Annotated in this window: 25 protein-coding genes and 1 pseudogene; 3 read left to right on the forward strand and 23 right to left on the reverse strand. The window is 37.2% G+C overall.

Translation table 11 applies throughout. The annotated features are described in order from the left end of the window. Positions 1 to 3: 3 nt before the first annotated feature. Both JSQ81_RS05260 and glgB read right to left on the reverse strand, forming a co-directional pair. Positions 4 to 1,152, reverse strand: coding sequence for a glucose-1-phosphate adenylyltransferase (locus tag JSQ81_RS05260; protein ID WP_212606667.1), 1,149 nt, complete (start codon positions 1,150 to 1,152; stop codon positions 4 to 6). Continuing rightward, positions 1,149 to 3,098, reverse strand: coding sequence for a 1,4-alpha-glucan branching protein GlgB (glgB, locus tag JSQ81_RS05265; RefSeq protein WP_212606668.1), 1,950 nt, complete (start codon positions 3,096 to 3,098; stop codon positions 1,149 to 1,151). Before glgB ends, JSQ81_RS05260 begins: the two co-directional genes overlap by 4 nt. 367 nt (positions 3,099 to 3,465) lie before the next feature. On the opposite strand from glgB, the gene pulA reads away from it, so the two are divergent. Further along, complete coding sequence (gene pulA / locus JSQ81_RS05270) at positions 3,466 to 5,595, forward strand: type I pullulanase (RefSeq protein ID WP_212606669.1); 2,130 nt, start codon at positions 3,466 to 3,468, stop codon at positions 5,593 to 5,595. Positions 5,596 to 6,427: 832 nt separating this feature from the next. Here the strand turns inward: pulA and JSQ81_RS05275 are convergent. From JSQ81_RS05275 to JSQ81_RS05325, 12 genes and pseudogenes are all read right to left on the reverse strand, one after another. After that, positions 6,428 to 7,048, reverse strand: coding sequence for a hypothetical protein (locus JSQ81_RS05275; RefSeq protein WP_212606670.1), 621 nt, complete (start codon positions 7,046 to 7,048; stop codon positions 6,428 to 6,430). Positions 7,049 to 7,101: 53 nt separating this feature from the next. Then, positions 7,102 to 7,287, reverse strand: coding sequence for a hypothetical protein (locus JSQ81_RS05280; protein ID WP_212606671.1), 186 nt, complete (start codon positions 7,285 to 7,287; stop codon positions 7,102 to 7,104). A gap of 181 nt (positions 7,288 to 7,468) precedes the next feature. Then, positions 7,469 to 8,296 (reverse strand): malate synthase, encoded by an 828-nt coding sequence (locus tag JSQ81_RS05285; protein WP_212606672.1) that lies wholly within the window; start codon positions 8,294 to 8,296, stop codon positions 7,469 to 7,471. 385 nt (positions 8,297 to 8,681) lie between these two features. Further along, entirely contained in the window at positions 8,682 to 9,092 is a 411-nt protein-coding gene (locus tag JSQ81_RS05290; RefSeq protein ID WP_212606673.1) for a carboxymuconolactone decarboxylase family protein, read from the reverse strand. A 132-nt stretch (positions 9,093 to 9,224) separates the two neighbouring features. Continuing rightward, entirely contained in the window at positions 9,225 to 11,504 is a 2,280-nt protein-coding gene (locus JSQ81_RS05295; RefSeq protein WP_212606674.1) for an excinuclease ABC subunit UvrA, read from the reverse strand. A gap of 247 nt (positions 11,505 to 11,751) precedes the next feature. Continuing rightward, positions 11,752 to 12,147 (reverse strand): VOC family protein, encoded by a 396-nt coding sequence (locus JSQ81_RS05300; RefSeq protein WP_212606675.1) that lies wholly within the window; start codon positions 12,145 to 12,147, stop codon positions 11,752 to 11,754. A gap of 239 nt (positions 12,148 to 12,386) precedes the next feature. Then, positions 12,387 to 12,602: a PF20097 family protein gene (locus JSQ81_RS20025; RefSeq protein ID WP_249336640.1), complete on the reverse strand. Its 216-nt coding sequence runs from the start codon at positions 12,600 to 12,602 to the stop codon at positions 12,387 to 12,389. A gap of 89 nt (positions 12,603 to 12,691) precedes the next feature. Beyond that, positions 12,692 to 13,042, reverse strand: a complete 351-nt coding sequence (locus JSQ81_RS05305) for a hypothetical protein (RefSeq protein ID WP_249336641.1) — start codon at positions 13,040 to 13,042, stop codon at positions 12,692 to 12,694. 15 nt (positions 13,043 to 13,057) lie between these two features. Then, a pseudogene (locus JSQ81_RS20190) lies at positions 13,058 to 13,138 on the reverse strand (DUF4362 domain-containing protein); the annotation flags it as partial. Between the two features lie 291 nt (positions 13,139 to 13,429). Beyond that, the gene (locus JSQ81_RS05315) at positions 13,430 to 13,837 is read right to left on the reverse strand and encodes a hypothetical protein (RefSeq protein ID WP_212606676.1); all 408 of its coding nucleotides are present in this window, start codon (positions 13,835 to 13,837) and stop codon (positions 13,430 to 13,432) included. Between the two features lie 73 nt (positions 13,838 to 13,910). Continuing rightward, positions 13,911 to 14,129, reverse strand: coding sequence for a hypothetical protein (locus tag JSQ81_RS05320; RefSeq protein WP_212606677.1), 219 nt, complete (start codon positions 14,127 to 14,129; stop codon positions 13,911 to 13,913). Positions 14,130 to 14,375: 246 nt separating this feature from the next. Continuing rightward, positions 14,376 to 14,546 (reverse strand): Fe3+ hydroxamate ABC transporter substrate-binding protein, encoded by a 171-nt coding sequence (locus JSQ81_RS05325; RefSeq protein WP_212606678.1) that lies wholly within the window; start codon positions 14,544 to 14,546, stop codon positions 14,376 to 14,378. A gap of 405 nt (positions 14,547 to 14,951) precedes the next feature. Between JSQ81_RS05325 and JSQ81_RS05330 the strand changes: the two genes are divergently transcribed. Further along, entirely contained in the window at positions 14,952 to 16,214 is a 1,263-nt protein-coding gene (locus JSQ81_RS05330) for an IS4 family transposase (RefSeq protein ID WP_212606679.1), read from the forward strand. 151 nt (positions 16,215 to 16,365) lie between these two features. Here the strand turns inward: JSQ81_RS05330 and JSQ81_RS05335 are convergent, their stop codons facing one another. Further along, complete coding sequence (locus JSQ81_RS05335) at positions 16,366 to 16,863, reverse strand: LURP-one-related/scramblase family protein (protein WP_212606680.1); 498 nt, start codon at positions 16,861 to 16,863, stop codon at positions 16,366 to 16,368. A 305-nt stretch (positions 16,864 to 17,168) separates the two neighbouring features. On the opposite strand from JSQ81_RS05335, the gene JSQ81_RS05340 reads away from it, so the two are divergent. Next, positions 17,169 to 17,351, forward strand: coding sequence for a hypothetical protein (locus tag JSQ81_RS05340; protein WP_212606681.1), 183 nt, complete (start codon positions 17,169 to 17,171; stop codon positions 17,349 to 17,351). A gap of 200 nt (positions 17,352 to 17,551) precedes the next feature. Here JSQ81_RS05340 and JSQ81_RS05345 read toward each other — a convergent pair whose 3' ends face one another. From JSQ81_RS05345 to JSQ81_RS05380, 8 genes are all read right to left on the reverse strand, one after another. Further along, positions 17,552 to 17,953, reverse strand: a complete 402-nt coding sequence (locus JSQ81_RS05345; RefSeq protein WP_249336642.1) for a stage III sporulation protein AH — start codon at positions 17,951 to 17,953, stop codon at positions 17,552 to 17,554. Between the two features lie 318 nt (positions 17,954 to 18,271). Next, positions 18,272 to 18,652 carry a TIGR02328 family protein gene (locus JSQ81_RS05350; protein WP_212606682.1) on the reverse strand — a complete coding sequence of 127 codons (381 nt, stop codon included), beginning with the start codon at positions 18,650 to 18,652 and terminating at the stop codon, positions 18,272 to 18,274. 142 nt (positions 18,653 to 18,794) lie between these two features. Next, positions 18,795 to 19,208, reverse strand: coding sequence for a pyridoxamine 5'-phosphate oxidase family protein (locus JSQ81_RS05355; RefSeq protein WP_212606683.1), 414 nt, complete (start codon positions 19,206 to 19,208; stop codon positions 18,795 to 18,797). Positions 19,209 to 19,469: 261 nt separating this feature from the next. After that, positions 19,470 to 20,033, reverse strand: a complete 564-nt coding sequence (locus JSQ81_RS05360) for a hypothetical protein (protein WP_371812513.1) — start codon at positions 20,031 to 20,033, stop codon at positions 19,470 to 19,472. A gap of 208 nt (positions 20,034 to 20,241) precedes the next feature. After that, positions 20,242 to 20,928, reverse strand: a complete 687-nt coding sequence (locus tag JSQ81_RS05365) for a DUF1963 domain-containing protein (protein ID WP_212606684.1) — start codon at positions 20,926 to 20,928, stop codon at positions 20,242 to 20,244. A gap of 29 nt (positions 20,929 to 20,957) precedes the next feature. Continuing rightward, positions 20,958 to 22,769: a serine hydrolase gene (locus JSQ81_RS05370; protein ID WP_212606685.1), complete on the reverse strand. Its 1,812-nt coding sequence runs from the start codon at positions 22,767 to 22,769 to the stop codon at positions 20,958 to 20,960. Positions 22,770 to 23,428: 659 nt separating this feature from the next. Next, entirely contained in the window at positions 23,429 to 23,689 is a 261-nt protein-coding gene (locus tag JSQ81_RS05375) for a hypothetical protein (protein ID WP_212606686.1), read from the reverse strand. After that, positions 23,683 to 24,021: a hypothetical protein gene (locus tag JSQ81_RS05380; protein ID WP_212606687.1), complete on the reverse strand. Its 339-nt coding sequence runs from the start codon at positions 24,019 to 24,021 to the stop codon at positions 23,683 to 23,685. The genes JSQ81_RS05375 and JSQ81_RS05380 overlap by 7 nt, the downstream gene beginning before the upstream one ends. Positions 24,022 to 24,023 lie beyond the last annotated feature (2 nt).

Here is a 24,023-nt window from a genome sequence, read left to right on the forward strand (position 1 = left end):
CCCTTAGACTTTTGCTGTTAATAATAAATCAATTAATGATTCTTGATCGATCACGAGCGGTTCTTCATCCGCTTGAACTTGGATATGGGTTCCATCTGGTATATCAGTATCTCCCATCACAATCACTCTTTCCAAAACAACATTTCGGCCCACTTTTACGCCCGGATGTAAAATGGATTGGGATACAATGCTGTTTTTTTCAATTGCTACATTCTCGAATACGATTGAATTTTCCACTGTGCCACTTATCCAGCAACCGGAGTTAATAAGTGAATGCTTCACAACTGCAGTTTCACCAATATATTGTGGCGGGATATTCGATTCATTCGAATAAGTCCTCCAATTCTTATCGTTTAAGAGAAACTGTAAATCCTCGTCAAGTAAATCCATATTCGCTTCCCAATAGCTTTCAATTGTTCCAACATCTTTCCAGTAATTATCAAAACGATAAGCAAACAGTTTCAAACCATCATCTACCATGGCTGGAATGATATCATTTCCAAAATCATGACTGGACTGTTCATTCGCAGCATCATCCAGTAAATAAGCCTTTAAATTTGACCAATTAAATATATAGATTCCCATGGAAGCTAAATTACTTTTTGGCTTTTTAGGCTTTTCATCGAACTCATATATTTGCAAGTCCTCTGTTGTATTCAGAATGCCGAACCGTGGCGCTTCTTCCCATGAAACTGGTTTAACGGAAATCGTCGCATCCGCACCTGTTTCCTTATGATGTTGCAGAAGTTTTGTGTAATCCATTTGATAAATATGATCGCCAGAAATAACGAGTACATATTCCGGGTCATAACTATCGATGTATAGAATGTTTTGATAAATGGCATCAGCTGTACCTGAATACCAGGCGCCGCCATCTTGTGCAGTGTATGGAGATAAAACCTGCATACCACTATTCAGCCCCCCCATTCCCCACGGGCCGCCATTTCCGATATGTTTATTTAATTCAAGTGGTGAATATTGAGTCATAACCCCTACCCGATGCAAACTGGAATTCGCGCAATTGCTTAATGCAAAATCGATAATTCGATATTTACCGCCAAAAGGTACCGCCGGTTTTGCAAGATCTTTCGTTAATAACCCCAATCGTTTACCTTCCCCTCCAGCTAACAACATACCCACACAGTTCTTCATTGATTTGCCTCCTTATTATTCGTTTTTTCACGTTTAAAAATAGCAATTGCTAAAGGGGGTACTTTTATTTTTATATGTTGGTCTGCATGATGCCATTTCTCCGGAAACGTGAAATGCACTGCTTCATTTAGCTGACCCGATCCCCCGAACACATCCGCATCTGAATTAAAAACTTCTTTATATGTTCCAGGTTCCAGCACGCCGATTTTATAGTCATAAATGACATTTGGCGTGAAATTACAAACGATAACTAACGAATCTTCTTTACTAGTACCAAACCTCTGGAAAGCGATGATACTTTGTTCAACATTATGAGGGTCAATCCATTTAAATCCTTCCGGGTCATGATCCAACTCATAAAGCTCAGGGTATGCGCGGTAAAATTGATTTAGTACTTCTACATATTTTTTTATCCCTCGGTGGAGCGGATATTCCAATAAGTGCCAGTCAAGTTCCTCCCGATCTTTCCATTCCGCATATTGTCCCAATTCTCCCCCCATAAATAATAACTTTTTACCGGGGTGAGTCATCATATAGCCATAGAGCAATCTCAAGTTGGCAAATTTCTGCCACTGGTCTCCTGGCATTTTATCTAGTAAGGATTTCTTACCATGAACTACTTCATCATGTGATAGTGGCAGTAGAAATTTCTCCGAATAGGTATACATAAACGAGAAAGTAAGTAATTCATGATGCCATTTCCGATGAACCGGATCGCTTGCCATATATTTCAGCATGTCGTTCATCCAACCCATATTCCATTTAAAGTCGAAGCCAAGTCCCCCGCTATAGGTCGGCGCCGTAATGAGCGGTAAATCGGAACTATCCTCAGCCATCATGAGCACACTCGGATGATAAGCACCCATTGCTTCATTCAATTTGCGAATAAACGCGATGGCTTCCAAGTTTTCTTCTTCACCGTAAGTGTTATAGATTTTCTCTTCTCCGTCTGCTTTGTCGAAGTTCAGGTAAATCATGCTAGCGACCGCATCGACTCGAATTCCGTCAATGTGATATTCCTCTGCCCAAAACATGGCATTTGAAATTAAAAAACTTTGCACCTCGGGCCGTCCAAAATCGAAGGTTAATGTTCCCCACGATTTCTTTTCCGCTTTACGCGGATCACTATACTCATATAATGCTTGTCCATCAAATTGACGTAATCCAAATTCATCCTTACAGAAATGACCGGGCACCCAATCCATAATGACGCCTAAATCATGCTGATGACATTGATCAACAAAATACTTAAAATCATCCCGCGATCCATAACGCGATGTGACTGAAAAGTATCCGGTGATTTGATAGCCCCATGATGGATCGTATGGATGTTCAGCGAGAGGCATAAGTTCTATATGGGTGAAGCCGAGCGATTTGACATAAGGAACCAATGTTTCGGCTAGTTCCCGGTAGGTATAAAATTCGCTTGCGTCTTTTGTCTCCCATTCTTCCAATTGCTTGCTTTGTTTGGTCTTCCACGATCCAAGATGTACTTCATAGATGTTAATCGGTGCCGCAAAGGGATCTAGTGTTTCTTTTGCTTTCTGCCATGCCTGGTCCTTCCATTCATAGGTAGAATTAGTTGGCGTGACGGATGCGGTTGCTGGCCGAATCTCGGATTCAAGTGCATATGGATCTGCTTTCATTACTACCGAGCCATTTTGTGAATGCACTTCGTATTTATAGGAAGTATTTTCACTAATATCTGTAAAAAAACCGATCCAAAGGCCAGCTTCTGTTATCCGTTTTAATCCGTGTGCGTTTCCTTTCCATAGGTTAAAGTCGCCCACAACATGAATATCACTGGCATTCGGTGCCCAAACCGCAAAACGATAACCACTTTGCCCTTCCCATTCGATGGGATGGCACCCCAACAAATTTTGACTATAGTAATTCGTGCCCTGATGAAATAAAAAAAGGTCTTCATCAGAAATATAATAATCCATAAATCTGCCCCCCATGATGTAACTTGCAATTTATTAATCAATCATTAATAATATTTTTTTCCAATAGTTCAGTTTAAAAGACAGGGAAATTCCCCATACTTTCAATCAGCGATGCATAGAAATAGTATATTCTCTTGATGTAGAATTATAGAGAATATTACATATTTATTCTATTGATAATATAGTATACAACACTTAACCTAAAAAATCTTTCGAATTGTCTGAACAAATAACTACATTTTTCGACATTTTTGATGTACCCTATAAAGTCAGTCAGGTAAAAAAACTTGAAAAACCTGACAACTTCCAAAAACAACGATAGAATCATATACTAATTAGAAGAAATGTATAGATGAGGTGTTATATTATGAAGAATCTTGCGGCATGGATAGATGATGTATTTGTTTTAACGGTAAAAGTTCCAGATGCAGCCGCAGTTATGAAGGAAACAAATCCGCCTATTATTCACTGGGCAGCGATGGATAAGTATTTTCCTGTAAAGCTGGATCATGCAATCGACGCTACTATTGTACGCATGACTTTGGTAGATGAACTGCCAATGGGAGAAGACCTATTTTTGAATTGGGGGAAACTGCGTGTACCTATTTATCCACGCGCAATTGTTCGAACAGATTGGTTTGAAAAACGTTATTCCTGTTTGGAGACCGAATTGGGAGCTGTATATGAAGAAACAGCAACCACTTTTTCCGTATGGGCACCAACTGCAACGTGTGTAACGCTCTTTCTTGGCGATCAAATATATGCGCTAAAACGTGGAAAGAATGGGATTTGGTCCAGCAAGATTTCTGGAAATTGGCACGAGTTTCCTTATCAATACGAAGTTACTGTCAATGGACAAACCACTCGCGTGAACGACCCTTACTCAAAAGCATTGCTTGTCAACAGTGAGAAAAGTGTTGTCGTCGATCTATCAAAGACCAATCCCGCCGGTTTCGCCGAACATATCAGACCCGAACAGCAACATTTACAGGATGCTATCATTTATGAACTGCATGTCAGAGACGCGACGATGCAGGAAGCCGGAGGTATTTATAACAAAGGGAAATTTTTAGGGTTGACTGAAGCAAATACAACAACGGAAAACGGCTATTCAACGGGGATTTCATATATTAAGGAACTAGGCTGCACTCATGTTCAAATTTTGCCAATAAATGATTTTGCCCGTGTGAACGAGCAACAACCCGAAAAAGATTATAATTGGGGCTATGATCCACTCTATTTTCAGGTGCCAGAAGGAAGTTATTCCACCGCCCCTGAAAATCCTATCTCTAGAATAAAAGAAAGCAAAGAAATGATTCATGCATTCCATCAAGCAGGCATATCCGTCATTCTCGACGTTGTTTATAATCATGTGTTCGTAATGGAGGAATCTGCTTTTGAAAAATTAGTGCCCGGCTATTATTTCCGTTATCATGCTGATGGAAATTTAAGCAATGGTACGGGGGTAGGCAATGATTTCGCGACAGAACGAAAAATGGCGCAAAAATTCATTTTGGATACGATAGACTTTTGGCTTTCAGAATACCGCGTGGCCGGGTTTCGTTTTGACCTGATGGGCGCAATGGATATTGAAACAATCCAGAAAATTCGCGACCGTTGCGCCGTGGAAGTAACACCAATTATGTTGCTCGGGGAAGGATGGGATTTGCCCACAGCCTTGCCTACCGAAATGAAGGCAACTTCCTCTAATTCAAATCAATTAGCGGACATACGCTTCTTTAATGATTATTTCCGGGATTCGGTAAAGGGGAATTTATTTAACGCAGATGATAAGGGGTATATAAATGGTGATGGCCGATTTATCGAACGGTTGCCCAATCTGGTGTCAGGATCTGTTTTAGACAAATTCGGAGCTCCTTTTGTTTCCGAAGTAAACCAGACCATTAATTATGTAGAATGTCATGACAACCATACACTTTGGGATCGGCTCCAACTTACCAACCCGCAGTCTAGTGCAGACATGAAAAAGAAAATGCATCAACTCGCTACCGGCATCACCTTATTAAGTCAAGGCGTGCCCTTTCTTCATGCAGGTCAGGAATGGTTCAGAAGCAAACAAGGCGATGAAAACAGCTATATTTCCGGCGATCACATCAACCAATTGGACTGGAAAATGCGAGAATCCGAAGATGAGCATATACAATTCATCAAAAAACTCATCGCAATCAGAAGAAAATATCGCATCTTCCGCCTCCGCTCAAAACAAGATATTCAAGAACGATTCCAAGTCCTAGACACACCCGCGCCTGTTTTCGGCTTCACACTCTTTGGAGACAATGAGGACTTCGCGATTTATATGAATCCAACCAATAAACATTGGCAGCTCCACTTACCTTCATCAGGCAAATGGCAAGTACTCGCAACCAATCATTTACCCGGACAGACAAAAACAGATGAAATACCCGGAGAATTCACACGCCTCAACCCCTACGAATTAATTGTCCTAAAAAGACCATTAAATCCACGTGATAAATAGGTACCTATTTTTACAGAAAAAATAGGTACCTATTTTCGCAAAAAAATAGGTGCCTGTGCAAGGTGCATTTATGACAATTCACGAATGTGGATAATAATAAAAAGGATATCGACAAAGCGTTACGCAGTCGATAGCCCTTTTTCACTTTATACAATTGTAGTGAATTGACTGAGTAGTGTCTTGCACAGGTACCTAAAACGGGTATCAGTGAACGGAACAAGTTAAGTATTTTATCGCTGGCTTTTCGGTATTATGGAATTTATCATCTTTTCCTCTTTCTTAAATCTGGTTTGCTTTTAACCACTAGTTTTTCAAACTCGACAAATACGAAATGTCTGTTATCCTCCATCTCCTGAACCTTGATCACTATTCCGTTACGTCCTTTTATTCTAACTTTCTCATTGACGGAAGGTATGATTCTTGATGCTATGTTTAGTACATAGGTGTTACCTTCATAAAAATGAATGGAATACATATTCTTGTCCCCTTATTCGTTTTTTGAACGTTGATTCCATTCATTTTATGATGGTGAAGAGGATTTAGAACCTCTTAAATAGGTGTCTTTCCAACAAACTATCGAAATCAAAAAAGGCCGCTTCGAAAGTCAGTTACAGTCGACTTTGAAGCGGCTTCTAATGAATAAAAATAGGTACCTATTTTTACAGAAAAAATAGGTACCTGTGCAAGGTGCATTTATGACAATTCAGGAGTGTGGATAAAAATAAATTGAGATATGACAAAGCGTTATGCAGTCGATATCCCTTTTTCATTTTATGCAATTGTAGTGAATTGACTGAGTAGTGTCTTGCACAGGTACCTAAAACGGTTTCAACTACTGCAAGAAAAATTCATCAAACTTTTTCCGGTTTAACTTATGAATGTCGAGGTCTGTTTCATAATACTTTCTCGTTTTATCATCCATTTCCACTACCAATAGCGGGATGTTTTCTTTCACTATTTTATCTTTAACCGCCCGCGCCTCATATAAATGGTATTCCGACAGTCCCATTTTTTCAAATTCAGTTCTTGATCCATTTGTTTCTACGAATAGAAAATTCCATGTAAACGATAAATCGTATCGATATTTACCTTTCTGCCTTTTCTTCATATAAGGAGTGATTGTCACGCTTTCGATTTGCTCCCATTTAATCTGCTCTTCTGCTCCCGTCCACCTTGATGTTACAATTCCTTCGGTTTCATGAATCCCCCTGTAATCATTCCATAGTACATACAACATGCTGGAAAATGTTATCAACATTACAATTACAAATAACGTTAATTTTTTCCCACCATGAGGCCATCCAAATAATATTTTAGGAAATAAGGATAATACAAAAATGATGAATACCGCGATGAGTAAGCCCGAAACATTTGGAGAGGATGTTAGTTCAAACCATAAGTAATCTACACGAGAAAGTGTTCCGCCTTTTAATTTTGAGTATTCGTCATACAATATAAATATTGATGGAATTAATATGATAAATTAAAAATAAGCGGCAGTAAATCTTAAATACTTGATCTTGAAATCCTCCGTGCCAATCGCATCCACTGGCCTAAAATATAAAGTGGATATGCAAAAATAATCATAAACAAAATATTAAATAGTCCATCTGAAAACACAAGTCCTATACTAATGAATCCAAACATTGTTCCCGCAGCTATTAATAAAATTCCAAGAAGCTTTTTAATCATCACTCACTCCAGCCTTTCAGATAGTTCTTTTGCGCGCACCGCAATCGCCCAGGAACCAAGAAATCAAATTTCCAAAAGTGGGCAAAAGATTTTAGATTGGTCAAAGATGGCTTCGTCGGAAAATAAAAAAAGGCGCTCGTGTTTCTAAGCGCCTGTCGAAGAATTCACTTTGTTTATCTAGTTATTGCTTTAAAGCGCCGTCCGCCTCAGGGATGTCATTCATGTCAAGGGCATTCATTTGACAGAAGTATTCCAGAAAGTTTTCAGCTTCTTTAATTTGCTCTTCATCTGTTCTTAATGCAATGATATCCTTTAAGATTTGTGCGGTCCAAATATTATCAAAATAACGATATTTACCCGAATTCCATGCAGTTCGATCAGGATAGTTCTTATTGATATAATAGTTCCAGAAAAGCATTTTCTCTGCTTCTTGATCCGTGAGCTCGATTCTAAATTCTTCATGAGACGGCACCATTCCGTCATCGCTAAGTTCGCCGGAAAAAGCTTCATTTATCATGTAGAGACCAAGAATCTGTCTTTCTGTTTCTGGTTGATCCGAATCTCTTGCAGTCAGAAGACCTGCACTGTTCGGACGCAAACGAGCTGCTCTGTTTGGCTGCCCTTTATTTGCTCCGCTTTGAACCTGGCCAGTAGATACTTGCCAGTCGACAAATACATTTTGTTGCTCTTCTTCGTCCAGCCAGAAAACAACTTGTGAGCTTTCATGAATTCTAAGATTCTTCAGTTTTTCCATGCGCTGCTGTTCAAGCGCTTGTTCTTCACGTTTTCTTTCAAGTGCTTCTTCTTCCATTTCCTTCTTCAAAAAGACTTTCTTCATCGTTTTTGCAGTAGTCCGGTCATTTAGTGTTATAAATGTTCCGAAAGCATCAGGATAAACGAATTTTTTAATATCCTCATTAAACTCAATGGTAATGATAGAATCCTCATGATTCACGATATTTCCTTCACCAAACACTTTATGAGTTATTTCTTCATTAATTAAATTCATTAACCCACTCTCCTTATATAATATATTCAGATAGTTATTTTAACCCCATTATTCCCTAACTATCTCGCTTTCAATAAAGTTCATTTGACCGTATGAAACGAAAACGAGTTTTCCAATTCAAAAAATCGCACTCAAATTCTATCTGGAAGAAGTTGCGCACGATTGACGAATGCCGTCTCAATAACTGTTATAACTATATAGTACCATATTTTCTGACAAATTGCAAATTTAGTGGTTGACAACGGTAGTTTGTTTATCGTATAATATTTCCTTTTAAATTTTAAGGTGATCAGAAAAGGTAAAATCCCAAGACAAAATAAAACGGCTCCAATCATAAAACCATTGATTAGAACCATTTCATTATGTACCACTGTTTATCTTCTATTCAATCATCAGACGTTGCAACGGATACGCCACTTTCTTCAAACACTTTCTGTGCGGCTTTTAAAGCATTCAGAGCACGCGGAAATCCGGTATACGGGATGAGGTGCATAATACAACCAACGATTTCTTCCGGTGTTAAACCTACTGTCAGGCCTGTTTTTACATGCATCTCAATCTGCGGTGTTCCTTGTGCAACCAGAGCTGAAATGGTCGTAAGAACTTTTTGTTTGTTATCCAACCCAGGTCGCGAATAAATATCCCCAAAAGCAAACTCAACAACATATTTGCTTAAATCAGGCGCAACATCTTTAAACCCCTCACCAATATCCATATGGCCAGTTGGGTTGTCGCTGTCTGGTACAGTCAGTTCCATTAATTTGTCTAAACCTTGTTGATAACGATCTTTTGCCATTGTAAAATCCTCCTTGATTTAAGTACTCGTCACTTTCACGCTAATTCAAATCTACTATTATTTCCGAACAATGCCAGTATATATCCAATATAAAAATAAGTAAAATGAACTCTTGCACTAAGCGAGATAGGCTCATGAAATACCTTCCTTAACTCCGTCACTTAACCATTCCGCAGTCAAAGTTTCCGCAGTTAACATCTCTTCCGGCTTGCCTTCAAATATAATATGTCCGCCTTGTTTTCCGCCGCCCGGACCTAATTCTATGACCCAGTCGCTCGCCGCTATAAAATCCAAATTATGTTCGATGATTATAACGGAATTGCCCTTGCTGACAAGACTTTGAAATACATCCAAGAGTTTTCCATTATCTTTTGCGTGCAACCCTAAAGATGGTTCATCTAATAGGTAGATTTGTCCTTCTTTTTGCAAGTGGCTCGCAAGTTTTAGACGCTGAACTTCTCCCCCGCTGAAAGAACTCGTCGTCTGGCCTAACGTTAGATACCCTAATCCTACATCTCGCAGCGTATTCACCCTATTTAAGATCTTTGGCATATCAAAATAGTTCATAGCCTCGACAATCGTTAAATCTAAAATCTCTGCTATATTTTTACCTCGATATCGGTATGACAATGCTTCATCCGAATATCTCAATCCATTACACGCTTCACAGGTAACAGTCACTGGATCCGCAAATGCTACATCTGGTTTTGTTATGCCTTTTCCTTCGCAGAAAGGACATGCCCCTATGGAGTTAAAGCTAAATAATCCTGGTGGTTGCCCTGTTTCCCTTGATAGGATTAAACGAAGATCATCCATGATTCCCATATAAGTAGCTAGCGTCGAACGGTTAGAGATTCCTATCCTGCCATGCCCGACCAGGATCGTTTCTGGATAACTTTCCGGGAATGCTTCCACCATTAAGGAGCTTTTACCCGAACCAGATACGCCGCATACAGAGACCAGAGCATTTCGAGGAATATTTACGCTAACATTTTTCAAGTTATTGTGACTCGCTTTATTAATAGTAAAATGTTCTTTTATATCCCTTGGATGTTTGTTTATTTTTAGCTTGTGGTTTAAAGTTGTCACAGCTTTAGAGTTTTTCAATCCTTCTAATTTTCCCTGATAGACAACTTCTCCTCCACTTACACCTGCTCCCGGGCCCATCTCTATAATTTCATCCGCCGCTCTGATGACTGATAGGTCATGTTCGATAACGATTACGGTATTATGGTGTTCTTTAATACTTTTTAGCATTCGTATTAACATGTCCACTTCTTCTGGATGAAGTCCTGCACTCGGTTCGTCGAATATGTATGTGATATTGTTTAGGCTGCTCCCCAAATGACGAGCGATTTTCACTCTTTGCGCTTCACCGCCGGATAAGGTGCCCATTTTTCTTGATAAGCCCAAATAGCCTAATCCCATTTCAACGAGTTGTTTTAAATGCGGGATTGCTTGAAGCGCGATAGACTCCCCCAACGGATCATTTATCTTCGTTAGTTCTTCAAGTAATTCTGTAAGTTCTAATTGATCGTATTCTGCGATATTCAAGCCATTTATTCTACATGCTAATACTTTTGGATTTAAGCCTGAACCAAGGCAGGTTTGGCATAATGAACGTGATGATACTGCGAAGACGTCATCTTGTGACACTTGTTTCAGCTTTGAGATATCTCTATTGATATACAGGCGTACAAATCTTGGCAATAAACCATCCCACTCATGATCTTGAGGTCCGTTTTTTGTATGAAACGGTGCAAAGACTCTTTCACCATTCGGGGGACCATATAATAATAGTTGGCGCTTTTCTTCCGAATAGTCCTTGATCGGTTTATCTGGATCAAATAATCCACCGGTCATCATCCATCTGCCTTGCCAACCTGAAGGCGATAACGGCTTGAACTTCACTGCATAATCCCGAAGTGACTTATCGAAATCGACCATCTTATTTAAATCCGGTGCAACTACCTCCCCGTACCCGCTACATTCCGAGCACCTGCCGAAAGAACTTTGACTCGAAAAATCAGTGGCAGATTCTATTGACGGCGTTCCTATCCGCGAGAACAAAAGTCTGATCAATGGATGTATATCCATATACGTGCCCACAGTCGAGCGGGAATTACCTCCAATCGGCCTTTGCTCTACAACCACAACCGGGCTTAAGTTTTGCATCAGATCGGCATGAGGCCTTTCATATTTCGGCATCTGATTTCTGACATAGAGCGGATAGTTCATAGTCATTTGTCTTCTGCTCTCTGCCGCTAATGTATCAAATACAACCGAACTCTTTCCCGAGCCTGAAAGACCAGTAAATACGGTGATTTTTTCTTTTGATATATTCAAATCAACATTTTTCAAATTATTTTCTTTAAGCCCTCGTAAAATGATTTCATCTTTTATTTCCGACACTTTATCACCCTTTAAACCTTACTTCGTCGCTTCATCTTTTCCCTGATATTAAATGATTTCCCTATTTTTGCAAACTTACCCACAACTCTTTAAATAGGTACCTGTGCACGGTGCATTTATGACAATTCACAATTGTGCATGAAAATTAAAAGGACTTTCGACAAAGCGTTACATAGTCGATAGTCCTTTTTAGCTTTATACAATTGTAGTGTATAATCTGAATAGTGTCTTGCACAGGTACCTAAAACTATTTCGCGTTCTCATCTGGTTGATGAATACCGATGATATTGCCTTCAGTATCAATATAATAACCTTGCCATGCCATACCAGGCAACGCATATTTCGGCAATGCAACCTTGCCGCCAAGATCAAGAATTTTTTTCTCAGTAGAATCGTAATCCTCGACGCCCATTGTACAAGAAAAACCGTTCATAGGTTGTCCAGTCTCTGGTGCCGGACCTTTGCGTTGTATTAAAGCGCCGTTAATTCCCGGAACGCTATCATCACCGGTTACAGCTCCAAAATATTTCATCCCCGCATATTCAGACCAATCTTCAAATTTCCAGTCAAAAACCTCCTCGTAAAACTTCTTCGCACGTTCCATGTCTTCTACATGAATTTCAAAATGAACTAATCTACCCATAGTACCCTCCTAAGCTTTCTATTTTCAATATGTTCTTTCTAATTAACATTCTTCAATATACTAGAAAACTCCTTCTATACTATAGAATTAAACAATAAGATTTCGTCCACCCCTTATCAATGACTATAACTTAACAATCCATCCCCGATATGTATCACTGGCGATAATCCTTATTAGAGAATTGCGCCCGCTTTTTAATAAGGTGAGTCCTTAATTAGCAACTTTTTAATATCATTAATTTATTTGTATTTAAAAGTAACTAAATTGCATTTTTCACATCTGAATGCCGGGGTTTTTCTTATTTTAAAAATTGGATCACTTATTAATACTTCACTACTTCCAAAATCAGCAAAGATTGAATCAGCCGATTCCGACCAACAAATTCGGCGAGGTGAAAAAATATACCCCTCACTTAACTCATTACTGCACCCGAGACATCTTATAGTATCGTTCATATTGAGTCACGCCACCTTTCGCATCTCCCTTTTATTCATCAACTATTTTCCTTCTTGAAATGATTTGAGGTGCCTAAAACTTTGGTAGACTAATCCCCTAAATCATACTCATGAATCGGATTGATACACTTTAAGATAGTAACAATTGCATTATTATATCCGGACATTTTTTCTATTTCTTTTTTATCCGTAAATTTTTCATCTTCAAACTGTACCTTAAGTTTAGTTATTATATTTAGGTACTTACTTACAAATTCAATTTCCTTCATTTCTTTAACATCCGCCAACATCTCGTTATAAGCCAGCAATTCACCTTCATCATTATCTTTAAAATCTATTTTATCCAACATAGTATTTTTGTTTGTAAAATGTATTTTCCTCTCAATAACATCAACCATTGTAAATTGGTTCAGTGTTTTATCATTGATTATAATTACCACCTATTGGTTTAAACCTTATTTAATGTTTTCGCCGTTATAATTTAACGTATCAAAAATTGGATCACCTTCATTAGTATTCCTTACTATTCGGATTTCATCTTCATTGCCATCTTAAACACTTTGAATAAATTTCTCTAGTTTATCTAAATTACTTGTTATTTCTCCTTTATGATTAAACATAACATCATCATCCTTCACGGGTTGGCAAGCTATTAACAAAGATAAAAGTACAATAGATGTAATGATTAAAACATTTCTTAAAATCCACATCTCCTTCATTATCAAAGTTATGTTAAAGTCATGAGTTTTTTGCCATAACTATCTTTAAAAAGCTAGCCCATTTGCCTTAAATTAAAGCAGCGTGTCGATATATCGTTAGAATCGCTGCTACTTAATAAACTTTTTTATTAGCACCAATACGGAAAAATGAATGACTCCGCCAACCATACCGAAAATTAACATGAAGATTATTGGAAAAAGATCAAATAAAACAACACTTCCAACAAGACCCGCCAAGCCACCGCAACCTGCATATAAAAGTGCCTTCACCCAATTCGGATAACTTTTGGTTCTAGCAGAAAAATCGAGGTACAATGAAACAGGAAATGCCCCAAAAGCAAAGAAAGCCCACGAATATAGTGCCACTACCAAGACGGTCGGACCAAAACCCCAAGAGTCTTGAAAAGATATCATCGAATAAATTGCCAAAATAACTCCAAAGAGTATGGGAGAAATTAAAATAGCTAAAAAGTAGAGAGAAAAGCGGTCAAATGTCTCTTTATAGTTTGTTGTCATATTGAAGTGCCTCTCTTTCCTTATTCGCGCCTGATTTTGGAATGTGAAAAATAAATTCCTATAAAAAAACCTCTTAATTTGTCACACCATCAAAAGGAATTGATTTACCATCCACTTGAACTTCTATTACTTCATGATGTGAATCAGTTGTTAAATAATATACATTTTGGTTTACGGGATTATCTACGGAATCATTTACATTAATCTTTATTATTACAGTATCCTCCCGTGCATCTAAATCAGCTTCTACTTCTCCAATTGAATGAAAAATAATATAAGAACCATTTTTCACATTAATTGACTGAAGTCTTAGGTTAGGATCAATTTTTCTTACACTTTATTCGGTACATTGTCAATTTCATTAAAACTTAATTTTGATGAATTACAAGCTGACATAATTGAAATGACTATGAGTATCATTATAAATAACTTCTTCACTCATCCCACTCCTTCAATCTATTCTCGCTTATTTAACAGGGCCTATTACGGCACAAATTTATCGATTACGTGCCCAATTGTGGAATTAACTTGCTTTTATTCAATCCTTTTCTTTAGAGCAATCCAGACAAAGAATCTCGCTCTCATTTTTTAAATACGCTTTGATTTCTACCATACCTGCAAACTTTGGCACTTTCATTCTGGCATATATTTCTTCACCTGCTTGAACTTCCCGATTGCAATTCGAACAATATAATTTGCGTTTAAACAATTGACTACCTCCCTATGCTTTCTCACAATCTGGCCTATTGTGGAAAATGCTAATTTAGCTATCGCGCTCGTAATAATCAAGCCCATTTAATTTCATAATAGGTACCTGTGCACGGTGCATTTATGACAATTTACGAATTCGGATAAAAATACAAAAGGAGCCCAGCAAGTCTTTATATGTCGGTATCCATCTTTCACATTATGCAATTGTAGTGAATTAACTGAGTAGTGTCTTGCACAGGTACCTGACACTAGCGTTGCATAACAGTAAAAAAATGTAAGATTCCCTAAATAAGGGAATAAGTTCAATAGTTTAATAACTTGCGGAAACACAAAAAAGCTCCTAATGTAGATAAGGAAACGACGACTAAATCAGTTCCCTACACTATCAAAAAGGAGCTCCACCATGACCAGTGTAAACCAAAATTTAGTCTTTCGTCAATACTTATCTAATTTACCAACCAACATTTTAGCTTGTCCACTTATGAACTACGATGCGAAAAAGCTAACCGACTTATCAGTCGTGAAAATATTTATTATGGCAAGTCTTTGCAAATGGGATTCACTTAGGATAATCGATACAGGTATCCGTTCAAAAAAAGCATTTCAGAAAGAAATTGGGGTAAAGTCTATTAGTCATTCGCAAATTAGTCGGCGTTTAATAGATCTGAATACTGCTGATTTAGCAGATTTACTAAGTCGACTAGCCCAACACTATTGGACATTAAAAGGTAACGCTAAGGGACTGAATGCCAATGTAGGGCCTCTTCGAATCATTGATGGTACTTATGTTAAATTGCCGAAGAATGCATTAAATCGGACTGCAATCTCTAAAGATTCCTGCGGAATCAAGTTGCATGTACGTATTGTCGCTGCATCTGCAAATAGTATATTTCCAGAAAAGATGATTCCATCAACCGGAAATGTAGCTGACTCTGACGCTGTTAATCACATCATTGATGCCGATGGTGCCTTGTACGTTATGGATCGTGGGTATGCCCATAAAACAAAAATGGGTGGATGGATTGAAAGAAATGTCCAATTTCTCGTTCGTATAAGAAAGACCTTCAAGATGGAAACGTTGAAGTCTTACGAACCAACACATCCTAAAGTTACTAAAAACGAATTGGTGTCAATAATAACGCGAGAAGAACCTGTTCGATATATCGAATTCATTGACGATGAAGGAACACCTTTTCACTTGATTACAAATCGTTTGGATTTGACTGAAGAAGAGATTCTAGAAGCTTATAAAAACCGCTGGTATGTTGAGCTGTTTTTCAAATGGCTTAAACAGCACGTCAAGGTAAGCCATTTATTCAGTCATTCTCCTGTTGGTATTTGGAATCAAATGTACATCGCATTGATTACCTGTGCTTTGGCTGAGATCATGCGACTTATTCATCAACCAAGCAAAAACAGTTGGGTATTCTTAAGCACGGTGCAACAATTCCTGTTCTCAACGATAAATGTACTAATGAAGGACTTCAATCGGAAGTTGAGAAAGAGCAAGGGACGGCAAAAAGTACCGAAAACAAAGTCCCAAACCATGTGGTTTGGAGAAGACTTCGCCATTGTTAGCCCGATCACGAAAAAGCATTTCATCGACAAAGAGAAAGAAAAGAAGCGAAAAGCAAAAGAAAATAAGGTGAAAATGAAACAACAGTAAACATATGGCAAAAAAAGGGAACTGATTGGTCTTGGCGGACTGTTCCCTTTTTTTACTTATCATCTCTTGGTGGAATGTTAAAAAATGTAATTACTTCTTTATAATGGATTCTATGCAACGCTAGTGGGTACCTGAAATGCCTCTCTTCTATTCACCCTGCTGCCACACTCACTGCTGCACTCTGATCTGCTTTCGCACAGTCAATTGCGACTACAAGCGCGACGAGAAGTGGTTCCATTTCGTCATTTGCAATTTGCAGCTCATAGCTGTCGCCCCATGTGAACCACTTTTTGCTCACGGAACCGATAAAATCCCTGTTTTGATACACTTCAAAATCCATATCCCACCAATTTCCTTGCACTTCTATTCCTGCCGCGTCGATTGTATAACGTGCTTTCAGAAAAGAAAATTGCTTTTTGATTGTCATTGTTTCTTGCCCATGTACATCAACAAAAAAAGTTGGCAAGAAACTAAATGTTTTTTTCGTAATCGTCGCCACTTCATTCTGCTTATCGCCCATAACAGAAAAGGTCTTCGGTATTTTCATAAAACTTCCCTCTACAAAATAAATTTCGTTCTCTTCTGCGTCCTTTACAGAAAACTTTCCACTTAGGCTAAACACTTTTTGTTTAATGTACAATTTTCTCATTTACCTCTCCCCCCTATCTATAAACTGCTTCCGTCAAACCCGGTATCTCTTATACGATACATCATGAAGAAATGTTTCAAAATATTCACGAAAGGTTTGTAAGGATACTTTAAAACGGCATTATGCTGAACAATGAGTTGACCGACTTCGATCCGGTGCCTAGCGATTCGAATGAATATAAACCTACTAACATCGATTTAACGTAATCCAAAGTGTTAATTTATATTCCAAACAGGTCAATTTCGTTTCAAAATCGGGTTAATAAGGTAAACAATATATACCATAGCAAAATGGGAGGTTTAGAAATGACGAAAGATAATAGAAAAAAAGTTAAAGTAGAATCAGAGATGCGGACAAAAGGGATTTCTAAAATGATTGATGAAGGCGGATTGGGTGCTGAAGAGTATTACGAAATAAAAAAACCATCCCCTTCTGCCCAATTTAAAACTGAAGGAGATGAGAATGAAAAAGAAGACAATGGTGATTAGGTTTTTAAAAAAGCCAGTCACTTAAATATTCTTAGTTGTTTGAGTGACTGGCATAATATTTTTCGGTATTTCAGCTTAGAAAGTCAGTTGCAGTCAACTTTCCAAGCGGCTTCTTATCTTTAGGAATTAACTCCTCATCAGCGAGTCGCCGGTACGCGAAATTTGGTAGAGCAATTAATTCACTGAAAAGTGCTTCCATATCATTTTATCCACAAAAAAAATCCTTCGTGTGAGCAAGTTGCTAATATACATTTATCATTTTGATAAAACGTTAAATCTTCTGGAAGCTCAGGTCTAATCCAGTCAAAAAGAGAATCACTATTATCTTTCAAAAATTGCTTGGTGGCATTATTCAAGTTGAAATAAAAAACATATGCTGTATCATCCACCAGTCTTGTAGTTTCCCATTCTTTTTGAATTTTTCTTTCAATAAGATGTTCTTCAATATAAGTAATCAAATTATGAATATAAGCCAGACGCTCCTCCTCAATTTCCATCATCTGTCTATCTTCTACAAAAGCAAAACAATTGCAATGTCTTGAAAGAAAATCTATCAGCTCTTTATAGCGTTTGCCCTTCACATTTTCAGTTATCATCAACATATTAATCCCCCATATACTGCATCGCAATGATCACTTTTTCGGTAGGAAACATCTAAAAATAAAATTCCCAATACAAAATATTTACATATAATATAAATGCAAAAACAATCGTCATCATCCAAACTAGCTTTTAATATCTAGGTAACCTGTTCCTTTTGATAATTAAAAATCCACAAATAACAAAATAAAAGGTACCTTAACTTCTTTTACAGTGCTAAGAAAAACTTCTCATCTATGCCCCGCAATTAATTTGGTCGTATACTAGTGGAATCACATACCCCCCTGCTTTCTTATTGATATATTTCTTTTATAAAATACCTAATCTGCCTTGCCAATCGTTAAATGAATGCCTTTTTCAGTAAGATTTTCGAGACATTCTTTCATATAGCCTTCATCATGTTCTGGATAAATGGGACTGCTCGCTTGCTCAGTTAAAATTTCCTCATAAGACGGACATATTTTCCCGCGGTACGTCGGGTTTTCCCATAACGGATCATTATTATAGCCGCGTCGTTGCATTTCCCTCATCACTTTCATGTGATATTGAAAAAGTTTATAAGGTGAATAATTGAATATATAATTCACAGCCGCATGTTTTTTGTTCCAACCGAATCCGCGTAACGCACAGCATTCTCGGTGTTGCCCAAGCAACTGCTGACGCGGCAACTCAGTTAACATGTCTTCATGCCATAATCTCATTTTATTCCCTACTTTTTTTAGTATAATGGTAATCTATAAAGCATACATTATTTTTTGGAACTTAGAAATTAGTTAGCTAATTAGATTTAAGAAACCTTATGAATAAAAAAGAAGGTACCAGCGAATTGCCGGTACCCTCTACTCAGAATTCAATGATTTTTGGTTCTTCACCCTTTTTATTCATTAAACGGATTGAGTCAGGTGAAACTTTCAAAATGACGAGATTGGGATCTTCAGGACCACTGAACCATGGTTTCAAATGCTTATTCCACATTTTCTCTTTAATTTGTTCATCGGAAGAAATGGCGACAGTTCCTTCAATTTCAAGAAATTCGTCTCCGATACCTTCTCCTTCGTAGCCGATTAAAATGTGCGTATGCGGATTCGCTTCAAGTTCATCTACCTTATGCGTTTGTTTTGATGTCGCTGTGTAGAGCGTAAATTCATCACTAAAGAAGGTCATATAACGTGAGTGTGGCTTGTTCTGTTGAACGGTTGCCATCGTGCCGACAAAGCTTTCTTTTAAGATCTTTAGTGCCGTTTTTTTTGCGTCCATAATGATCTACTCCCTTTTTTAACGTTGTCCTAGTTTACCTCTCAAAGCGGAAGATAAACATTGCTGTCTAGGAATGATTAGGTTCGTCTCTGCCATGCCATTCCATTATTTCAGAATTGCCGGAGGTTGGAAGAACAAAAGAGGGGGCAAACATAAGAAAAATCATATAAATTTGCATATAATTTCTGCTTTAATTTCAAAGTGAAAAAAACCATTAAAATTTATCAACAGTGTTTTTGTTGGATCGTTCACTGCAATGGTCTATTTTAAAACTGTCTCGGCTGGAGTAAATGCTTCCCATTGATTATATTTCGTTGATATTGACGAAATAAACCAATACTCTCTAAATGGTTCTAAATTATTTTCCACGATTATAATCTTCTGCCCACCACCAAAATCTCCATATGATGCCTCTAAATCGTATTTAACGGTATACCGCATTTTGGATTCGCTAAGCTTTTCTACTTTGGTAAAACGAAAGTTACTAACCCAAGGGCTTGACTGACCTGTTATCCAGTGAGTTTGCTCAAATTTACTCCTTGATTGTTTTCGAAGCGAAGGGGACAACATCGCATATTGAACAGCACCACTTCGATTATTTACGCCAAATATCCACAATTCAACGGCTTGTTTTGGTTCTCCTACGTGCAAACCAGTCATAAAAGACATTAACTGGCTTTCTAAAGGATTGAGTTGTTTGCCTTCAGTAAATTCTTCCTTAAAGGAAGGAGGAGGATCGTTCGTTTCTGCATTTACTACTCCATAATACGACCCACAAATTAATATACTTAATAAAATCAATAGAAGATGACCACTTTTGTTCAATTTCATCACCCCAGATTATATTTGGGTTTAGTATATCCAGATCAGTTACAATCATTTCTTGTTCAACTAACCCGCCTCTTTAGGGAACAAAAAAAACCATCTTAGCAGCTCAACTATCTTCAAGTAAATCACACGTGAGTTTAATAAGTTTACAAGAAAAGAAATTATCTTTATTGATAAACACAGGTCGAATAAACAATCCTAAAACCTAATAAAAATCACAATACACAATCCAATCTTGTTTTTCTTGATTGTAGAAAAAATAGAAACTACCACTATCTACTATGTTGAATTGAGCTTTTTCGTCTGAACTTATTTGAAATACAAATGGGTAACCTTCTTCAAAAGTGATTCCACTTTGAGTAAAAGAAGGATACCCCCCAACTTTATGAGTCGAATATATTTTCTCAACAATATCATCGTAATATTCAATACTATCCTCTAATTCAAGTCGTAATATTTCATCTTCAATTTTGGGGTCGACGCTATCAGAATCCTCCCAAGAAGGTGCATCATTATCAATAAATATAGGAGTTAATGGAAAAGGTTTTATCCTCGTAGATTGTTCATTTATCTTTTGTAATACATCTAAATCCGTATAACAATCTATCTTGAAAAATGAAGCTAAATTATCCTCATTTAGATGATTAAATACGTCGAAATCCATATAAATAGTTATTAACTGATAGCTTACTAATTCCTTCGGTACATAGGGTAATTTATATAAAAATAACGTGCAAATCGGATCAAAATTGGCTGGTATACTTTCTCCTTCTTTCCCCCATAAAACCTTACCGATCCAACTTTCTCCTAATTCCTCTGTTGGTCGAAAACCACCTGTTTTAAAGATTGTGGCTTGTTTAAATAATACATCTTTAATTTGAGTAATATTCAATAAAATCCACTCCCTGCCCGCTTAAATACCTAATAATAAAATTCCCAATACAAAATATTGACACATAAAATTAATGCAAAAATAATCGTCATCATCCAAACTAATAATCCATATTTAGATAACCTTCTACTTTTTCCATGAACAATTAAAAATCCACAAATAACAATCGAGATAACAATATAAATTAGATTTAAAGTTAATAATGGCTTGAGAGATGAATAACTTACCATCGATAAAACTTTATAAACAATCCAAATTACATTCGTAACCAATAATAGATTTAAAAAGTGTTGAGCAAAAAGTAATTTAACTAACCGTTTTTTATTCCAAATCCTACGCAAAATAGAGATGATAACATAGAGTAAAGAGAACATTATAGCTAATAACCCTAAAATAATTCCTCCCCACTCAAGGAGATGCTTATAATAAGGAACATAAATTAAATCTGAATACGTATTGGATAACAATTTCATTCGTGGATGTGTTGAATAAACGTCCAGACTGTACATACTCAAACCATCTTCTGTTTTATAAACGCCTGGTTCTAGCTGCGAATAAGACAAGTCGTTTATCATTAAATTATGTGACCCACTCTGTTTCGTCTGGCTTCTTAAAAATAAGCCATACACACTGCTAAATCCGTGTCGTGGCAACCGAGCCGGCTCATAAATCCCTTCCCACCCGGATGAATTTTCCAAACTTACGTCATTTTCAACATGTTCATATTCACCAAAAATGATTTCAGGTATTCCCAATGTGAACGTACTTTCATCTTTCATGTTCGCCAACACTAAAACGCCGGTACGTTCTTTTCTATCCACATAAAAAGATGAGCTAAAAGCAATAGAATTCCCACCATGCCCATAAACATGTTGACTTTTTGATGGTAAATAAAATAAACCGTTTGCGGCCCTTGGGATATTGGTATCCGGATAATATAATGTGGGTTCAAACATAAAATCGATCGTTTTTTCATCTTTAAATAAAGGAACTCCATCTTCAGCTAATAACGCTTGCATTAACTTTTGCAGATCACGAGCTGTTCCCATAGCACTACCGACCGGATACATGGGTATCGAGTAAAAATTAGGGTCAATTAATTGCAGTGCATTCGAATATCCCTGCACCTCTCCCCTCTGTTCTTTCACCCATTCGTTATCACCTAATTCAGGATCTATTGCTGTTTTCGTCATTTGAAGCGGTTCAAAAATATGCTTCCGTACATACTCCACGTAATCTAGGCCACTAACTTCTTCAACAATATAGGCAGCGAGGCCGCTTCCATAATTTGAATAAGCAACAACATCACCAGGAGGAAATATTTGTTGAATATCTGCTTCTTCAAGTACTTCTCTTAATGACTTCTTTTCGGTTGGACCATAAATCATTAAATCCGTATAACTATCATCAAATCCCGCTGCATGATGCATCAAATGTTGCATCGTGATAGGATCCTCAAATTTTGTTTTGGAACGAAAATCATCCGGTAAGTAGGTTTCGATATCCGTTTCTAAATTAAGCTTTCCTGACTCTACTAATTGTAAAACACTGATCCAAATCAGAACTTTGGAAACAGATGCCCATTCAAAAACAGTATCCTCATCAACAAGAACTTGTTCCTCTATATTTGAATAACCTTTCATCTTGTAAATGACTTCATCCTGGTCTATCACAATTGTTGCTAATCCAGCAACATCCCCCTCATGTTCTATCATATAATTCTCTAATTTACTTTCTAAATCTGCATGTTCATTTGCAGTAATTGATTGCGGGTTAAATAAAATCCATAGAAGTAGAAAACAAATGAACGTCTTAAAAAGATTACTATTACGATGAGTCACTGTGTTTTAGACCGCCTTCCATCTATGGTCTAAAGAAGACCGTCCTTACTTTAGAACCAATAAAGTTAATAACAAGTATAACACCATTTATCCGAATAGTAAGACTCCTAATACCAGAGGAGATTGTCATTTCCCTGAATTAAATCACTTAAACTTGGAAATAATGAGTTTAAAGTGAAGGAGCTGATATTCTTGGCAGGTAGATATTATGAAGATAAAAAAGTATTTTGCTATATCTGTCGCAAAACTACGCTTTTTACTCACAGAGATTTAAATAATAATATTGGAGTCGAAAGCCATTGTAGTGAATGTTCGGAGGTCTGGTTCGAATGGCAAAATAGAGCTGTCGAAAGTGAGATGGCAAAGTGGATTGAATATAATAGCAATGAGTTCTCCAATAAACGATTTGTCAAAAGTGTAAGGCTTTAACTTTCATAAAATCCAAGGTCACTCAGACAATTATTTGGTGTATGATGAACAACAGCCTTTTGGTCAAAAAATCAAGGGGCTTTTTGCGTCCCTTTGCATCAGTATAAGGAATTTGTATGGGGGAACATCTATTTTGGAAGGTATTAAAGAAGAAGGACATTCATTTACAATATACAAATCCTACATAAAACTACAAGACATTCCGTAAAAGAGAATCCCCCTATCTTTTATCATTGAAGCTCATTAATTTTTTCTGATTGAATTTTAATCGATTTTCTAACATTTTCACCGAATCGCCCTTTCACTGCCCCCCCTAAATTTACAGATACATCGTTCATTTTTTCTTTTATAGTCGAGCATTCTATTTCTATATTTTTTTCGGTTTCTTTATGGTTTCGAACTATTTTCGAAGTCATTGCATTAGCTACGGCTCCTTGAATAATCGACTTTTCCGCTCTTTTTTTCAAATCTATCAAAAAGCCTTCTAACATTTGAAGTAATCCCCCTTTTCTTCTTTTTCACTCAACTTTTTCATTTCACTATAAAAATCTTCATCTAACTTTTCAAGTTTTCTAGCAAGATTCTGCCGGTCAGCCCTTGCCATTTCCAAAATTTCTCTTTTCATTTGTTCGATTTGGCGAAACCCTCGAGTAAGTATGTCACTGTCGGAAACAAAGTCTTTTAAATAATGGCGACTCCGATCCTGAACTTCTTCCAGTGTTTCTATGCCCTTGTTTCTTTGGCGAATTAAATCATTTTCTTGTTCCTCATAACTTCTTCTCTTTAAATGGTACTCTTTCTCGACGTCTTCTGTTTTCTCCAATT

Source organism: Sporosarcina sp. Marseille-Q4063 (genome assembly GCF_018309085.1).
Classification (GTDB): domain Bacteria; phylum Bacillota; class Bacilli; order Bacillales_A; family Planococcaceae; genus Sporosarcina.

Coding starts and splice junctions, on each gene's coding strand:
- JSQ81_RS05260 (WP_212606667.1), bottom strand. CDS start 1,152: ATGAAGAACTGTGTGGGTATGTTGTTAGCTGGAGGGGAAGGTAAACGA.
- glgB (WP_212606668.1), bottom strand. CDS start 3,098: ATGGATTATTATATTTCTGATGAAGACCTTTTTTTATTTCATCAGGGC.
- pulA (WP_212606669.1), top strand. CDS start 3,466: ATGAAGAATCTTGCGGCATGGATAGATGATGTATTTGTTTTAACGGTA.
- JSQ81_RS05280 (WP_212606671.1), bottom strand. CDS start 7,287: ATGATTAAAAAGCTTCTTGGAATTTTATTAATAGCTGCGGGAACAATG.
- JSQ81_RS05285 (WP_212606672.1), bottom strand. CDS start 8,296: ATGAATTTAATTAATGAAGAAATAACTCATAAAGTGTTTGGTGAAGGA.
- JSQ81_RS05290 (WP_212606673.1), bottom strand. CDS start 9,092: ATGGCAAAAGATCGTTATCAACAAGGTTTAGACAAATTAATGGAACTG.
- JSQ81_RS05300 (WP_212606675.1), bottom strand. CDS start 12,147: ATGGGTAGATTAGTTCATTTTGAAATTCATGTAGAAGACATGGAACGT.
- JSQ81_RS20025 (WP_249336640.1), bottom strand. CDS start 12,602: ATGAACGATACTATAAGATGTCTCGGGTGCAGTAATGAGTTAAGTGAG.
- JSQ81_RS05315 (WP_212606676.1), bottom strand. CDS start 13,837: ATGACAACAAACTATAAAGAGACATTTGACCGCTTTTCTCTCTACTTT.
- JSQ81_RS05330 (WP_212606679.1), top strand. CDS start 14,952: ATGACCAGTGTAAACCAAAATTTAGTCTTTCGTCAATACTTATCTAAT.
- JSQ81_RS05335 (WP_212606680.1), bottom strand. CDS start 16,863: ATGAGAAAATTGTACATTAAACAAAAAGTGTTTAGCCTAAGTGGAAAG.
- JSQ81_RS05340 (WP_212606681.1), top strand. CDS start 17,169: ATGACGAAAGATAATAGAAAAAAAGTTAAAGTAGAATCAGAGATGCGG.
- JSQ81_RS05345 (WP_249336642.1), bottom strand. CDS start 17,953: ATGTTGATGATAACTGAAAATGTGAAGGGCAAACGCTATAAAGAGCTG.
- JSQ81_RS05350 (WP_212606682.1), bottom strand. CDS start 18,652: ATGAGATTATGGCATGAAGACATGTTAACTGAGTTGCCGCGTCAGCAG.
- JSQ81_RS05355 (WP_212606683.1), bottom strand. CDS start 19,208: ATGGACGCAAAAAAAACGGCACTAAAGATCTTAAAAGAAAGCTTTGTC.
- JSQ81_RS05375 (WP_212606686.1), bottom strand. CDS start 23,689: ATGTTAGAAGGCTTTTTGATAGATTTGAAAAAAAGAGCGGAAAAGTCG.